This is a genomic window from Sphingobacterium sp. JUb56 (assembly GCF_014191365.1).
Classification (GTDB): Bacteria; Bacteroidota; Bacteroidia; order Sphingobacteriales; family Sphingobacteriaceae; genus Sphingobacterium; species Sphingobacterium anhuiense.
On the sequence record NZ_JACHWL010000001.1, the window covers coordinates 2,482,606 to 2,497,841 of the forward strand.

Genomic DNA, 15,236 nt, shown 5'->3' on the forward strand with positions numbered 1-15,236 from the left:
CAATTAAACAATACATACCTACTTTTGTCCGGTAAATTTTAAGAAGAGCCATAATGAGTAAGAATTTAACGCTATTAGCATTATCCTTAATTGGATATTCTTATGCTTTTAGTCAAGAAGTAACTAATAATAAGACGTTAACTTTAAAAGATACTACAAATTTAAATGAAGTTATCATTAATCAGAACCGTCTACAGATTCCATTCTCTAAGCAGACCAGAAACATTCAAATTATAACGCAAGAAGATATTAAACGTCTTCCCGCAAAGTCTGTTAATGAACTTTTAGCTTATATTAATGGTGTGGATATCCGCCAAAGAGGTCCTTTCGGTTCACAGGCAGACGTCACAATCGATGGCGGATCATTTGAACAGACCTTGATCCTACTAAATGGAGCAAAAATATCAGATCCACAAACTGCCCATCACTCCCTTAATCTTCCAATTCCTACCGACGCTATTGAACGGATCGAGATCATTAAAGGACCAGCATCCCGTATTTATGGAATCAACAGCCTAACCGGGGCTATTAATATTGTCACAAAAACAGTCTCAGAAAATCTGATCAGTGCACAGGCGTATACCGGCACTTCTTTTAAAAACAGTGAGGATACACAAAACGGAAAATATTACGGCAAGGGTTTTCAATTGGGATTTACCCATAAAATTGCACAATTCAGTCAGCAGCTGTATTTAGGCCATGAAGATTCCAATGGTCAACGCTATAATACAGCTTCAAAAAACAATAAAATCTATTACCAAGGAGCGTATGCACCCGACTCTCTAAATAATATATCGACCTCATTCGGGTATATTGACAATCAATTTGGAGCCAACGGATATTATGCTGCCCCCGGAGACAAAGAATCCTACGAATTGGTGAAAACAGCTTTTGCAACTATACAGTCCAAACATAAACTATCCAATGCACTAACGATATCTCCTAGAATTTCGAACAGATACAACGAAGATGATTACCGTTATTTCAGACATGACCTGAGCAAAGCAAGAAGCCAGCACTACAACAATGCCTTTATGGCCGAATTAAATGCCACATACGAACAAAATTATGGCTCATTCGGCCTTGGAGTTGAAAGCAGATTCGAAAATATCAACAGTTCAAACATCGGTAAGCACAGCCGCGAGAATTATGGTGCTTATGTCGAATTTAAAACTGAAATGATCAAAAATTTATTTATTAATGTAGGTACCTACCTCAATTATAACAGTGACTACAACTGGCAGGTTTTCCCTGGAATAGATCTTGGATATGATATCAATAATCATTGGAAATTGATTTTTAATGCAGGATCGAGCCAAAGGATACCCTCATTTACAGATCTTTACTTAAATCAGAGACCTGCAAACATTGGAAATTCTTCACTTCAAGCCGAAAGAGCAAAACAAGTTGAAGGAGCTATAAAATATACCAGTGGAAATGTTATTGCACAGGCAGGATATTTTTATAGAACAATTAATGATTTTATTGATTGGACACGTAATCTGAACACTGAGCCTTGGCAGCCTCAAAACATGGACAATAATGAAGTCCAGGGATTTAACGTCAATTTCCGTATTAATATTAATCCTCAGAATTCCATTACAAAGTATTATGCTGTTATCGGATACAGCTATTTGAATCCCAGAATAAAAAATAATACTACAGAAAATAATTTATCAAAGTACACTATTGAAAGCCTAAGAAATCAGGCAAACCTAAACTTTACTATAAGTCACAGGGATTGGAGTTTTACCACTGCCAATCGTTTTAACGAACGTTTATCTTACAAATCGTACTTTATTTCAGACGTACGTTTAGCACGTCAAATCGACAAGTTAAATCTTTATGTTGACGCGCAAAATCTATTTAATGTCAAATATATAGAAGCCGGAGCTGTACCCATGCCAGGTACCTGGTATTCCTTAGGTGCCAAATATACAATTGCTTATTAAACAAAATAGGTCAGCCTAACTAGACTGACCTATTTTTATTTCTTTTTCAGGACATATCGGAGACCTCCCAGAACATGGGTCTGAAATTTTTCCTCATCAAAAGCCTCTAAGGTGTGACCTAATCCCGTATAGAATGATCTGCCTCCATCAAATTCCTGATACCACGCTATCGGATGAAATTTCCCCATCTTTCCCCCTTTGTAACTTGTTTCATCCAAATCCATCAAAATATGAAGCCCCTCCTTTACCGACTTAAAATCATACCATTCATCGCGGTGAAACCATATCTTTGGTAAATGCTTTGTCGCAAGATGCTTCTGGTTTACAACCCGGATTTGAGCATCCTGAACGGCCGGATGTGAAGAAAAATACCCCCCCACAAGTTGTCCGTACCAAGGCCAGTTAAATTCCGTATCACTTGCAGCATGTATACCTAAAAAACCTTTACCTGATTGAATAAAACGGACAAAAGCAGCTTTTTGACTTTCATTAAAAATATCACCCGTTGTACTCAGAAAAACTAAAGCATCATATCGCGAAAGAATAGAATCCGTAAACAATTGACTGTCCTCAGAATGATCTACTAGCATATTTTTTGAAGATATCAATTGCTTTAAAACAGCAACCCCATGCTCTATACTTTCATGTCTAAATCCAGTAGTTTTTGAAAAAATCAAAATTCTTTCCTGCGCACTCAATTGGGTAACAAAGAAAATAGTGAAGAGAAATGATACTCTTTTAATTATGCTGCACATCATGTTGTCAGGTTTATGCGATTAAATTACGATAAAAATCTAAACTTTCTATAATTAAGTCTTCCGTAACAAAAATATCATAATCACAAGAACCAATTTTATTCAATAAAGCGAAACCAATCTGATTAGAATGATTTTTCTTATCATTATTCATTAAACTCAACAATTCATGATCAATAGAATCATCAAATTGATAATCAGCAAAATTCTTTCTAAACGTTGTTATTAAATCCTCTAATTCTTCTAATGAAAGACCATTCAATTTATGTGACAGATAGCCTTCGCAAATCATACCGACAGCAATAGCCTCGCCATGTAGCAACGAATGTTCATCATGAAGTAAAGAATAACCTTCTATTGCATGACCAATAGTATGCCCAAAATTTAAGATTTTCCGTAAACCCTTTTCTGTTGGATCCTGGGTTATGACCGTGTTTTTAACCCCAACGGAATGTCTCACATGCTCGGTCGTTATATCCGAAACATCCAAATTTTTAACCTTATTATAGTACGCCCCATCAAAAATTAATCCGTGCTTGATAACCTCCGCAAAACCAGAAACCAACTGTCTTCTTTCCAATGTTTTCAAAAACACACTAGCGATAAAGACAGCCTGCGGCTGCGTAAAAGTCCCGATTATATTTTTATAATTATCTAAATCTATTCCCGTCTTACCACCTACCGATGCATCCACTTGAGACAATAATGTTGTCGGAATCTGAATAAAGTCAATACCACGTTTAAAAGTAGAAGCAGCAAATCCCCCCATATCCGTGACCACACCACCACCTAAGTTAATCAACAGACTATGTCTGTCAGCCCCAAAGTCAAGCATTGTTTTCCATACACCGATACAGAAATCAATATTCTTATTTTCTTCACCAGGATCAACCTCAATCACATCGTAGTTTCCCAATTCAGCTAAAATTGGCTGTACAACAGGCATACAGTTATCATTGGTATTGCGATCAACTAAGACAAAAATCTTTGAGTAATTTCGTTCCTGTATAAAGGTTTTTAGAGACTGTAATGAGTCATCAAAGACTACTTGATAGCCTAAACTTTCTATAAATTGCATTTCTAATGGATTCAGTTTACGTTTTTTATAAACAAATTTTGTTATATCTTATACCAATTTTACTTGTTGACCCTCAAACTCGACGATATCATCGGGTCTAACTTTCATTCTTTTCCTATACTCTACCTGACCATTAACGGTCACCATCCCCTCAGTAACAACTAGCTGAGCCATAGCACCATGCTCTACCCAATTTAAAGCTTTAAGTAACTGAATTAACGGAATATATTCTCCTTCGATTTTGAATGTTTGCATAAAGCAAAAATAAGTTAATATTTCAGGAATCTCCTAATCAATAAGTGGTAATATTTTTGAATTTAGTACATTTGTGTGGATTAGATTAAAATAATGACACAGATTGCTGAACCCAGAAAACTATCTTTTGATAATACAGAAATTGCATTCAAAAGTAAAACCGATAAAGATTTAGATCGTGCTTATTTACTGTATAAAGTAATAGCAAGTAATTTCTTAGTAAAAGTCGGACCTCCAATTACTAATTTTGCTCTAAATATCGGACTACCTATCCAAGGAATCATTAAGTCAACCATTTTCAAACAGTTTTGCGGTGGCGAAACAATTGAAGGTTGTACATCTGCAATCAATCACCTAGGAGAAAACAATGTCGGTACAATCCTGGATTATTCTGTAGAAGGAGAAGATACTGAGGCCGCATTTGATGCTACTTTTAAAGAAACATTACGCACAGTAGTTGCTGCAAAAACAAATAAATACATCCCTTTTTCAGTTTTCAAACCTACAGGGCTTGGCCGTTTCGAATTATTTGAGAAAGTAAACGCAAACGAAACGTTAACAGAAGCAGAGCAAGCAGAGTACAACAGAATGTACGATCGATGTGATGAAATCTGTAAAGCCTGTTACGAAGCTAATGTTAAAGTATTAATTGATGCTGAACACTCTTGGATTCAAGATGCCATTGATGACATAGCCCGCGATATGATGGAAAAATACAATAAAGAACAACCTATTGTATACAACACCTATCAATTGTACAGACATGATAAATTAGCCTCTTTAAAAGCTGATTTTGATTATGCAAAAACACAAAACTTCTTTTTAGGTGCAAAAATCGTACGTGGTGCCTATATGGAAATTGAAAGACAGAGAGCAGCTGAAAAAGGTTACCCATCTCCTATTCAACCTACAAAAGAAGCAACAGACAAAGATTACGATGCCGCTATTCATTTCATACTGGATCATATCGATCGCATTGGTGTTATGGCAGGCACACACAATGAAGCAAGTAGTCTTTTGTTAGCAAATGAGCTTGACAGACGTGGAATAGATCATAGAAGCGACCGTATATTTTTCGCACAATTGTTGGGTATGTCAGATAATTTAACATTTAATTTATCTGAATCAAACTACAACGTTGCAAAATATATGCCTTACGGACCGATAAAAGCTGTTATGCCTTATTTATTCCGTAGAGCACAAGAAAACACATCAGTAGCTGGTCAAACAGGCCGAGAGCTGGGGTTAATCATTAAAGAGAAACAAAGAAGAAAAGCTAGTCGTTAAGACTAGCTTTTTTTATAATTTTGTACCTTCAATAATCAGATATGTCACCCGAATCAATAGAGAAATTCAACAAACTCAATAAAATAGCAGAACCATACGACGCCTTACTTTTTGATGTCGATGGAACCTTAGCTGACAATATAAGTGCGCATAAAGCAGCCTACGTAGCTACAGCAGCAGAATACAATGTCCTGTTGGATGATAGTCTAATCGACGAAACCGCAGGATGGCCAACCATAGCTGTTGCAAAAGAAATCTGTATCCGCTATAACACCACTTTTGATGTTCATGAATTTTCAAAAAGAAAATCAGCCATCTTTATAGAACAGTTCATCCAGCAGACACAACCTATTGATTATGTTGTCGAACATCTAAAATACCAGATTGGAAAGAAACGTATTGCGGCTGTTTCTGGAGGAACCAGATCAACATTAACCATCACATTAACCGTCCTTGGAGTACTTGATAAATTGGAAACCTTGGTGTGTGCCGGTGATACTCCTAATGGAAAACCATCGCCTGAGCCATTTTTATTAGCGGCCGAGAAGCTTCAGGTTGACCCTGCTAAGTGTTTAGTTTACGAGGACGGAATCCCAGGAGTACAAGGAGCTTTGGCTGCTGGAATGGGTGCTGTTCGTATTGATCAGCTTTAAAAACTCGTTACAACCTTTAAACCTCCATTGGTATAATTAAAGTCAGTAGATTTAAGCCCCCCAACAGGAAGTTTGACAAATGGCTCTACGGCTATGGACAACTTCTTACCTACTGTCATCTTTTTTCCAATGGAGAGATTAACAAATCCATTAAAATCATTCGTATTTACAGCACTTCCTTTAAATGTTTGTTTAACGTTTTCAGGAGAAGATACCGCCTGACCATTATTAGCCGAAGTATTCTCATTGATGCCATTTACAAAATAATTTTCTTGTGTCTGATCCAAAACTCCAACGTAGGACACCCCAACGGAAGTGTAGAATGATTTACTTACATGATAACGCACATCTACCGGAATATCAATCGTTAAAAGTTTATTATTAACAGCACTTAATTCTTTATCGACAGTTTGTCTAGCCAAAAGTAAAGATTCATTATTTTTCATGACAGGACTATTAGAAACAGCATCATTAAACGCCATACCAGCTGACTGCACTGCTCCTAAGTTATTTTGTCGATCTACTCCGGCCCCATACTGCTGCATAGAAACGCCTGAACGTATACTGATCTTATCGGTAATTTGGTACGCTAAACTTAATCCCCCCCCCATACTCATCTTATCGACTGTTGAAGACGGAGCCACAAATGCGCCTACCTCCCACTTCTTTATGGCAGATGCAAAATCATGTTTATCGGAATTCAAATTGAATATAGAACCCAGTTTTTCCAATTTCTGAGCAATAGAACTGTTTCCATCTCCCTCTTTTCTAACGGTATTAGTATTTTGCGCTAGATTATTATTTTTAACTTCTTGCTTTTTAACCTCAACAAGTTCGTTACCACTTTTAGAAGTCATATCAACTGGTTCTTGTTTTACATCATTATCTGTGAAAATTTGCGTAGTCGCTTCCAAAAGATGATCGATAGAAGCAATAGCATGTTCAATTTTGTCTTTAACTATGCTACGTTGATCAGGAGAAGCATCAATAAGCTGTTTCGGTGAATGATCTAATTTCAAAATAGGGGTATCATCCTTATTTGTTTCAACAGTATTTGTTTCAACAGTTAATTTATCTGTATCCAATTTTGTCTCTACCGGTAAGTTTGCAACAATTGTCCCATGATTGACAGCGGACTGATTTAAATACAAAAATGAAGCACTAGCAAAGAGCAGCACAGCAGCAGCTGCACTCCAATACTTCCAGTTCGTTTGCTTCTTAGAAACAAGAGATACATCATGTGACGCAAATTTTTCCCATGCACCTTCCGAATAAGGAAGCTCATGAGCTTTTATTTTGTCGACGATATGGTCTATTAATTCCTTATTTTTTTCTTTTGCCATTTTACACGCTACTTCTTGTTATTTAAATTCCTGTCTTATCTTATGTTGTTCCAAATAAAGCATCCTTAACTTTTGCTTTGCTCGAGTAAGATAAGTACGGGAAGTACTATCCGGGATATGCAACTGCTTTGCAATTTCATCATGCGAAAAACCCTCGATCTCATAAAGATTAAAGATGACACGCTGCAATTCTGGTAAAGAATCGAGCAACTTCATAATATCATCAACCTCTAGATTACTGGAGTTATATACCCTTGGCACATCAAGACTGCCCTCAGCTACATCTTCTAAAGAAGTCATCTCCTTTTTTGAGCGCAGAAAATCAATTGAAATATTAGCTGCAATTCTCCCTATCCATGACCGAAATGATTTCTCCAAAACATCATCCTCAACCAAATGGTTAAAAGAATCCAATCGTCTAAAAATCCGAATAAAAGACTCATTCGTTAATTCTTCAGCATCCACATCAGATTTAACATAGCGAATAATAATAGCCATCAAATATCCATAGTACTTTTTATAGACAAAAGCCTTCCCCTGCTCACGATTTCGTAAACAATCCTCCAGTGCACTTTTAAGTGTTACTTGTTTCTGCTTTTTTAAGTATGTTTGAATAATATTCACTCAATAAGACTATATTAATCCTTAATCTTCATCTAAAATAATACTTTCTGAATTAAGATTATGAAAGTCTTTCTTTTAATTTCTGCCATGCTGTTTTTTAAGTACATCTTCATAACGATACCGTATTACAAAACGCTACACCGTATTTTATAAATATTATATTGTTTTCACCTCTCATAAATGCAAAAAAAAAGCTATTTTTGTTCGATTTTTATATTATTTAATCCTTACCAATGAGTACTGTATTATCCGAACAGGAACAATTAAGAAGACAGGCATTGCAATCTCTAATAGATTTGGGTATCGACCCATATCCAGCTGAAGAGTTTGAGATCAATGCAAATGCTACTGATATATTAGAAAATTACGATAGAGATAAGCTTAACTATAAGAATATAAGCATTGCAGGACGTATCATGAGCCGTCGTGTTATGGGAAATGCGTCGTTCTTCGAAATTCAAGATAGTTCAGGCCGTATTCAAGCTTACATCAAACGTGATGACATTTGTCCTGATGAGGATAAAACGATGTATAATATCGTTTTTAAGAAATTATTAGATATTGGTGATATCGTTGGTATTAAAGGCTATGTTTTCACAACCCAGACAGATGCCATCTGTGTACATGTTGAAAAACTGACTGTATTATCTAAATCATTACGCCCTCTTCCAATCGTTAAAACTGCAGAAGGAAAAACATATGATGCATTCACAGATCCCGAATTGCGTTATAGAATGCGTTATGTCGATCTAGTAGTTAACCCGCAGAACAAAGAGATCTTTGTAAAAAGAACAAAATTGTTTAGTGCAATGCGTAATTTCTTTAATGACGCAGGTTATATGGAGGTTGAGACTCCAGTATTGCAATCCATCCCTGGCGGTGCTGCGGCCCGTCCATTTATCACGCATCACAATGCTTTAGATATGCCTTTATATTTGCGGATTGCAAATGAGTTATATCTAAAACGCCTAATTGTGGGCGGTTTTGATGGTGTTTACGAGTTTTCAAAAAACTTCAGAAATGAAGGTATGGACCGTACTCACAATCCAGAATTCACAGCAATGGAGATCTATGTAGCTTATAAGGACTACAACTGGATGATGAAATTCACAGAACAATTGCTAGAACATTGTGCAATTGCTGTAAACGGCACCACCAAAGCGACATTTGGAGAACATGAAATCGACTTCCGTGCACCTTATAAAAGAATCACAATGGCCGATTCGATTAAAGAGTTCACAGGTTTTGATATTACAGGAAAATCTGAACAAGAAATTTTCGAAGCAGCCAAAGGAATGGGAATTCCGGTCAATAATACCATGGGTAAAGGCAAGTTAATTGATGAAATTTTTGGCGAAAAATGTGAAGGTAAATACATTCAGCCTACATTTATCACAGATTACCCTAAAGAAATGTCGCCATTAACAAAAAAACATCGCGACAATCCTGAAATCACAGAACGCTTTGAGTTAATGGTATGTGGTAAAGAAATTGCAAATGCATATTCGGAGTTAAATGATCCGATCGACCAACGTGAGCGTTTTGAAGCACAAATGGCCTTATCGGCACGTGGCGATGACGAAGCCATGTTTATCGATCAAGATTTCTTACGTGCATTAGAATATGGAATGCCTCCAACATCAGGATTAGGCATTGGTATGGATCGTTTAATTATGTTTCTGACCAACAATGCCTCTATTCAGGAAGTATTATTTTTCCCACAAATGCGACCAGAAAAAATAGTAACAGTAGCTTCGACAGAGGATTATGTTGCATTGGGTATTCCAGCAGAATGGGTTCCTGTTTTACAAAAAATGGGTTTCAATACTATACCGGAATTAAAAGAAGCTAATCCTAATAAAGTATTCAATGACCTTGGGGGTATGCGTAAAAAAATGAAATTAGAAATCACCATGCCAACAAAAGACGAGGTCTTGGCATGGTTTGCATAAATAATTAGTTCGTACAGAAGCCGGCTATCCAAAAGGTAGCCGGCTTCTGTTTTTTGTAAAAAACGTGTAAAGAATTGTTTACACAGCTCGCTGTGCCTACCAACGCGCATTATCCTAACCACAAAAACAAAGAGCCATCAATTTTTTAATTTATTTAATACTACTTTTAAGTTATAAACATTAAAAAATGAAAAATATACTTTCCATAGATGGTGGTGGAATAAGAGGTATAATACCTGCTCTAGTATTGGTCGTTTTAGAAGAAATTCTTCAAAAGAAGAGCAATGACCCGGATGCACGAATTGCAGAATATTTCGATTTTATTGCAGGAACTAGTACTGGAGGTATCTTAGCCTGCATTTTATTATACCCAAGTGAGGAAAATCCTTCAAAACCTAAGTTTTCTGCTAAAGAGGCATTAGATCTGTACGTCTCCCACGGCACTGATATTTTCAAAACAACAAGATGGAGACGCTTTCTAAGTGAATTCGGATTGGTGAGTGAATTATATTCAGCTACCGCATTAGAGAATGTATTACATGAATATTTTGGCGACACCAAACTAAGCCAACTAATAAAACCCTGTATTATAACGGCCTATAATATTGAACTCCGGAAAAATCATTTTTTTAGACAGCAAAAAGCTATTACACATGGAATAGCACGAGACTTCTATCTAAGAGATGTCTGCAGAGCGACCTCCGCCGCACCTACCTATTTTTCTGTTGCGGAGATTTATTCCATTGCAGGTACAAGATTTCCATTGGTAGACGGTGGCATGGTGGCTCAAAACCCATCCATTTGCGCTTTGATTGAAGTGATGAAAGCTTTTGAAGATACAGAGATAAACGATCTGTTTATGGTCTCATTAGGTACCGGGGTTGCAAAAAAAGCTTATAACTATGAGCATTTTAAGAAAAAACTGGCCATTACCATTGGTCCAGCTTTAGTCGATATTATGACAAGTGCCTCTGCAGAGAGTACAGAATTTTTTATTGAACAACTGTTTCAATTCAATAGAAAATCCAAAAACTACATCCGACTAGAGCCAACAAATATGTCAAGTGTTGAGTCTTCCATGGATGCGGCATCCAAAAACAACATCCAAAAACTTATCTCGCTAGCAGATAGACTGATGAGCGAAAATGAAGTTCAACTCACCAAGATAGTGGATCATCTAATAAAAGAAAAAGAGGCAAAAAACAAGAAAAATCCGTGGTCTAAGTTGATGGATAGGTTGTAAAAGTTTACATTTACGCATATTTTAAATCTATATGGCACTGAATATCGTTTGGATCTCATTTTTTGTAATTGCGTTCATCGTTGCTTTGATCAAGCTTATTTTCTTTGGGGACACCGAAATTTTCATGAAAATTATCAATGGCATGTTTGACAGTGCTAAAAACGGTGCCGAAATCTCCTTAGGTCTCGTCGGCATGATGACATTCTGGTTAGGCATCATGAAAGTGGGTGAAAAAGCAGGAATGATTACCTTATTTGCAAAAGCTGTAAATCCATTTTTCAGCAAGCTCTTCCCTGGAATCCCAAAAAACCATCCTGCAAACGGCTCTATTATTATGAATTTTTCAGCCAATATGCTAGGTTTAGATAATGCGGCAACACCGGTTGGACTAAAAGCTATGCAGGAACTGCAAGAACTTAATCCAGAAAAGGAAACCGCGACGAATGCACAAATTATGTTCTTAGTGCTCAATACCGCTGGAATAGCACTTATTCCAACATCGGTAATTGCTCTAAGAATGGCCAATGGAGCAGCAAACCCCGCAGATATTTTTATTCCAGCTTTGATAGGAACCTTTATTTCGTTTATATCAGGGATGATCGCCGTTGCATTCTTTCAAAAAATAAACCTCTTTAAACTACCCATCCTGATATTCCTAGGCAGTTTCATTGTCATGATGGCTGGACTATATTTCGGTTTAAATGGCCTGCCTCCAGAAAAAATTGAAATTGTAACTGGACTAATCGGTGGTGTTTTAATTTTTTCCATCATCATCCTATTTATCGTTTACGGCGCATTTAAAAAACTAAATGTTTACGATGCCTTTATAGATGGTGCAAAAGACGGATTTAAAACATCCATCATGATCATCCCCTTTTTAATCGCCATACTGGTGGCTATATCTGCTTTCCGAACAACAGGATGTATGGACTATATTGTGAATGCAATCGGTTCTTGTTTCGCTTATTTTGGCTTGGACACACGTTTCGTACCAGCTCTTCCAGTAGGATTAATGAAAACATTAAGTGGTGGTGGCGCTAGAGGACTTATGGTCGATGTCATGCAGGCATATGGAGCAGATTCGTTTCAAGGACGACTTGCCAGTGTTATCCAAGGTTCCTCCGAAACAACTTTTTACGTTCTAGCGGTATATTTTGGTTCTGTCGGTATTAAAAACACTAGACATGCGCTTATATGTGGCTTAATTGCCGATCTTGTTGGACTAATTGCAGCTATTATTTTAGCATACATCTTTTTTGGTTAAACTTTAATCTTTCAATAACATGAAAAAAACAATTGCTTTAATTGCACACGATGGTAAAAAACCAGAAATGGTTGCCTTTGTAAAAGACCATATTGAGTTCTTAAAAAAAGCTCATCTAGTCGCGACAGGCACCACCGGTTCTTATGTAAAACAAACAGGACTCGAAGTCGAATTAAAGTTAAGCGGACCTATGGGCGGAGATGCACAGATTGCAGCATTAGCTGCAGAAGGTAAAGTAGATGGAATCATTTTTTTCAGAGATGCATTAGGTAAACATGCACATGAACCCGATATTCAGATGCTGATGCGGGTTTGTGATTTGTACAACGTACCATTAGCAACCAATCCCGCAACTGGAAGTCTCATTATCGAAGGTCTACTGGAAGATGAACTATAACCAGGAATTTAATATTCACTTCATAAATTCCTAATCCCCTTATTATTTTTTATATTTAGAGATATGAATGATAATGAAATCTTAGTAACAATAGGTAATACGCCATACACAACAACAATTAAGCATGGAAATAATACGCTAATTGCAGATGAACCTGAAGAATTAGGAGGTCAAGATGAAGGATTCAATCCGCCTGCCCTTTTACTATCTTCATTGGGTTCATGTAAAGCAATGACAGTAAAGATGTATGCTGACCGCAAAAAATGGGATTTACAGGAGGTAAATATTAAACTTTCATACGAAATTTTAAAAAGTGAACTGCAACAGACCACCTATATCAAATGTCATGTTTCTCTTAAAGGAAATCTAGATAAAGATCAAAAAGACAGACTTCTCCAAATTTCAGAAAAATGTCCTATTCACAAAATTCTTTCTAATCCGATTATTATTTCTTCCAACCTGATCTAAAAAAATCAATTAGAATTTTTGATTATATCCACGAGATGCTATATTTGTCGCCACAAAGAATCATGAACATGCAAAATGAACAGCACACTCCTATTGACTCTCCTTTTACTTCAATAAAAAGAGAAAATTGGAAAAAACTGAACGGTCACTTTAAGCACACATTTTCGCAACACGACTTGGATCAATTGCATGCACTTAATGAACCATTGAATGCAGAAGAAATCGAAGATGTCTATTTCCCTTTAAGTCATCTCTTAGGTATTCATATTGAACGGTTTCAAGATTTACACAGAAGCACAAATCATTTTTTCGAAAAAAATGAAAGTACGCTTCCCTTTATTATTGGTATTGCTGGCTCTGTAGCTGTAGGTAAAAGTACAACAGCACGTGTATTGCAACGCGTGCTGACTTTATTGCCCAGTAAACCAAAAGTAGATTTAGTAACGACTGATGGATTTCTGTACCCGAATCATATCCTGAATGAAAGAGGCATAATGAATCGTAAAGGTTTTCCGGAAAGTTACGATGCTAAAAAATTAATACAGTTCCTTTCCGCTATAAAATCAGGCATGGGATCACTTTCGGTACCCCTGTACAGCCATTTGGAATATGATGTCTTACCTGATGACCAGCAACAGCTGATCCATCATCCTGATATCTTAATCGTCGAAGGCATTAATGTACTGCAGGTCAATTCGCAAAGACCACGAAAAGGACATAGTGTATTCGTGTCAGATTTTTTTGATTATACCATATATGTTCATGCCAGCGAAAAAAACTTATTAGAGTGGTATACCAACAGGTTTGAATCTTTAAGACGTACAGCATTTCAAAATCCGGCCTCATTCTTTCACAAATATGCCGACATGAATACTGAAGAAAGTATCCAGATGGCTCATCAGATCTGGAATGAGATCAACAAACCAAATCTGGTCCAGAATATTTTACCAACACGTTACCGCGCTGATCTAATTTTAGAAAAAGGCAGTCATCACTTTGTTAAAAATGTAAAGGTCCGTAAGATTTAATCTTCCCGCGTACGAAATAATAAGATCTCATTTAAAATTTCATTCTGAATCTGATAATGTAATTTATTGCTACTCGATATGGTATTGAGCTCAATCTTATATTTCACAAAGTCCTTACCGATTTCGGCAACTTTTATTTTAAATAAATCGTCCCAGATAATATTCTTATTTATTTTCAGGATAGGTCTTAAATGATTTTCAACAGATTGGACATGCAACGGTTTTTCTAAAGGAAGTTCAAATTTAACGATCAGTTTATTCGACTTTTGAGAAGATTTATTGACCATCGTTGAAGTGAATATCAAATTATTTGGTATTAGCACAACATCATCATCTTCATCACGAACGACAATATTTGCCAAAGTAATATCAACAATTTTACCCTGATAATTACTAATTTTAATATGGTCTCCAATGGAAAATTGATCAGAAAACATAACCAGCAATCCACTGATCATATTGGTAATATACTCCCTAAATATAACCGCAATAGCCATCGCAACAATGGTCATGCTGGTTATAAATTCCTTAGGATCAATTCCCAGCGCAACCATCAACGTAATCACAATCATACCGGCATTCAATACTGTAGCAACCCGGGAAATACCCAGTACAAAATTTCCTCTCACATCATGGTTTGCATGTTTACGGTTATACAGCGAAACAATCAAGAACCGGCCGATTGAGATCAACAGATTGGCAGTCAAAAAAGTATTTAAAGCATAAGCAAAGTGAAGAATAATCTTGTTTTTCTCGTAAAAAGAGGCTAAACCCACAAAAGAATAGCTTAAAGCTATCCACAAAGCACAACGAAATACAAAAGATAGGGATAATTTATTTTTAACCATTGAAATCTAATTTTCTTTAGGAACTAAACTAATCATTTTTCATTCAATACAAAAAAATGATACTCCTAAAAATAAGTATATTTGCAAAA

15 protein-coding genes are annotated in these 15,236 nt (G+C 36.4%); 9 read left to right on the top strand and 6 right to left on the bottom strand.

Annotated elements, in window-relative coordinates; genetic code table 11:
• The first annotated feature begins 53 nt into the window (after positions 1–53).
• Positions 54–1,952 (top strand): TonB-dependent siderophore receptor, encoded by a 1,899-nt coding sequence (locus FHR29_RS10375; RefSeq protein ID WP_132771369.1) that lies wholly within the window; start codon positions 54–56, stop codon positions 1,950–1,952.
• A 35-nt stretch (positions 1,953–1,987) separates the two neighbouring features.
• On the opposite strand, the gene FHR29_RS10380 is transcribed toward FHR29_RS10375, so the two are convergent.
• Genes FHR29_RS10380 through FHR29_RS10390 form a run of 3 tightly spaced genes read right to left on the bottom strand, consistent with a single transcriptional unit; the run spans position 1,988 to position 4,040 of the window.
• Positions 1,988–2,710 carry a ThuA domain-containing protein gene (locus tag FHR29_RS10380; protein WP_132771368.1) on the bottom strand — a complete coding sequence of 241 codons (723 nt, stop codon included), beginning with the start codon at positions 2,708–2,710 and terminating at the stop codon, positions 1,988–1,990.
• Between the two features lie 10 nt (positions 2,711–2,720).
• Complete coding sequence (gene aroB, locus FHR29_RS10385; protein ID WP_132771367.1) at positions 2,721–3,785, bottom strand: 3-dehydroquinate synthase; 1,065 nt, start codon at positions 3,783–3,785, stop codon at positions 2,721–2,723.
• A gap of 48 nt (positions 3,786–3,833) precedes the next feature.
• Positions 3,834–4,040 (bottom strand): RNA-binding S4 domain-containing protein, encoded by a 207-nt coding sequence (locus tag FHR29_RS10390; protein WP_132771366.1) that lies wholly within the window; start codon positions 4,038–4,040, stop codon positions 3,834–3,836.
• 93 nt (positions 4,041–4,133) lie between these two features.
• On the opposite strand from FHR29_RS10390, the gene FHR29_RS10395 reads away from it, so the two are divergent.
• Both FHR29_RS10395 and FHR29_RS10400 read left to right on the top strand, forming a co-directional pair.
• On the top strand, positions 4,134–5,327 hold the full coding sequence (locus FHR29_RS10395) for a proline dehydrogenase family protein (protein ID WP_183914417.1): 1,194 nt from the start codon (positions 4,134–4,136) through the stop codon (positions 5,325–5,327).
• Positions 5,328–5,368: 41 nt separating this feature from the next.
• Positions 5,369–5,980, top strand: a complete 612-nt coding sequence (locus FHR29_RS10400; protein ID WP_183914419.1) for an HAD family phosphatase — start codon at positions 5,369–5,371, stop codon at positions 5,978–5,980.
• On the opposite strand, the gene FHR29_RS10405 is transcribed toward FHR29_RS10400, so the two are convergent.
• Together FHR29_RS10405 and FHR29_RS10410 are read right to left on the bottom strand one after the other, a co-directional pair.
• Positions 5,977–7,323 carry a hypothetical protein gene (locus tag FHR29_RS10405; protein WP_183914421.1) on the bottom strand — a complete coding sequence of 449 codons (1,347 nt, stop codon included), beginning with the start codon at positions 7,321–7,323 and terminating at the stop codon, positions 5,977–5,979. The two genes, FHR29_RS10400 and FHR29_RS10405, sit on opposite strands and share 4 nt — an antisense overlap.
• Positions 7,324–7,341: 18 nt before the next feature.
• Positions 7,342–7,947, bottom strand: a complete 606-nt coding sequence (locus FHR29_RS10410; protein ID WP_021191668.1) for an RNA polymerase sigma factor — start codon at positions 7,945–7,947, stop codon at positions 7,342–7,344.
• Positions 7,948–8,180: 233 nt separating this feature from the next.
• On the opposite strand from FHR29_RS10410, the gene lysS reads away from it, so the two are divergent.
• From lysS to coaA, 6 genes are all read left to right on the top strand, one after another.
• On the top strand, positions 8,181–9,899 hold the full coding sequence (lysS, locus tag FHR29_RS10415) for a lysine--tRNA ligase (protein ID WP_021191667.1): 1,719 nt from the start codon (positions 8,181–8,183) through the stop codon (positions 9,897–9,899).
• 187 nt (positions 9,900–10,086) lie between these two features.
• The gene (locus FHR29_RS10420; protein ID WP_183914423.1) at positions 10,087–11,142 is read left to right on the top strand and encodes a patatin-like phospholipase family protein; all 1,056 of its coding nucleotides are present in this window, start codon (positions 10,087–10,089) and stop codon (positions 11,140–11,142) included.
• Positions 11,143–11,173: 31 nt separating this feature from the next.
• On the top strand, positions 11,174–12,406 hold the full coding sequence (locus tag FHR29_RS10425) for a nucleoside recognition domain-containing protein (protein ID WP_183914425.1): 1,233 nt from the start codon (positions 11,174–11,176) through the stop codon (positions 12,404–12,406).
• A 19-nt stretch (positions 12,407–12,425) separates the two neighbouring features.
• Positions 12,426–12,803, top strand: a complete 378-nt coding sequence (locus FHR29_RS10430; RefSeq protein ID WP_021191664.1) for a methylglyoxal synthase — start codon at positions 12,426–12,428, stop codon at positions 12,801–12,803.
• A gap of 63 nt (positions 12,804–12,866) precedes the next feature.
• Positions 12,867–13,271, top strand: a complete 405-nt coding sequence (locus FHR29_RS10435; RefSeq protein WP_132771359.1) for an OsmC family protein — start codon at positions 12,867–12,869, stop codon at positions 13,269–13,271.
• A 62-nt stretch (positions 13,272–13,333) separates the two neighbouring features.
• The gene (gene coaA / locus FHR29_RS10440; RefSeq protein WP_232789220.1) at positions 13,334–14,299 is read left to right on the top strand and encodes a type I pantothenate kinase; all 966 of its coding nucleotides are present in this window, start codon (positions 13,334–13,336) and stop codon (positions 14,297–14,299) included.
• Here the strand turns inward: coaA and FHR29_RS10445 are convergent.
• Entirely contained in the window at positions 14,296–15,147 is an 852-nt protein-coding gene (locus FHR29_RS10445; protein ID WP_132841601.1) for a mechanosensitive ion channel family protein, read from the bottom strand. The two genes, coaA and FHR29_RS10445, sit on opposite strands and share 4 nt — an antisense overlap.
• Between the last annotated feature and the right edge of the window lie 89 nt (positions 15,148–15,236).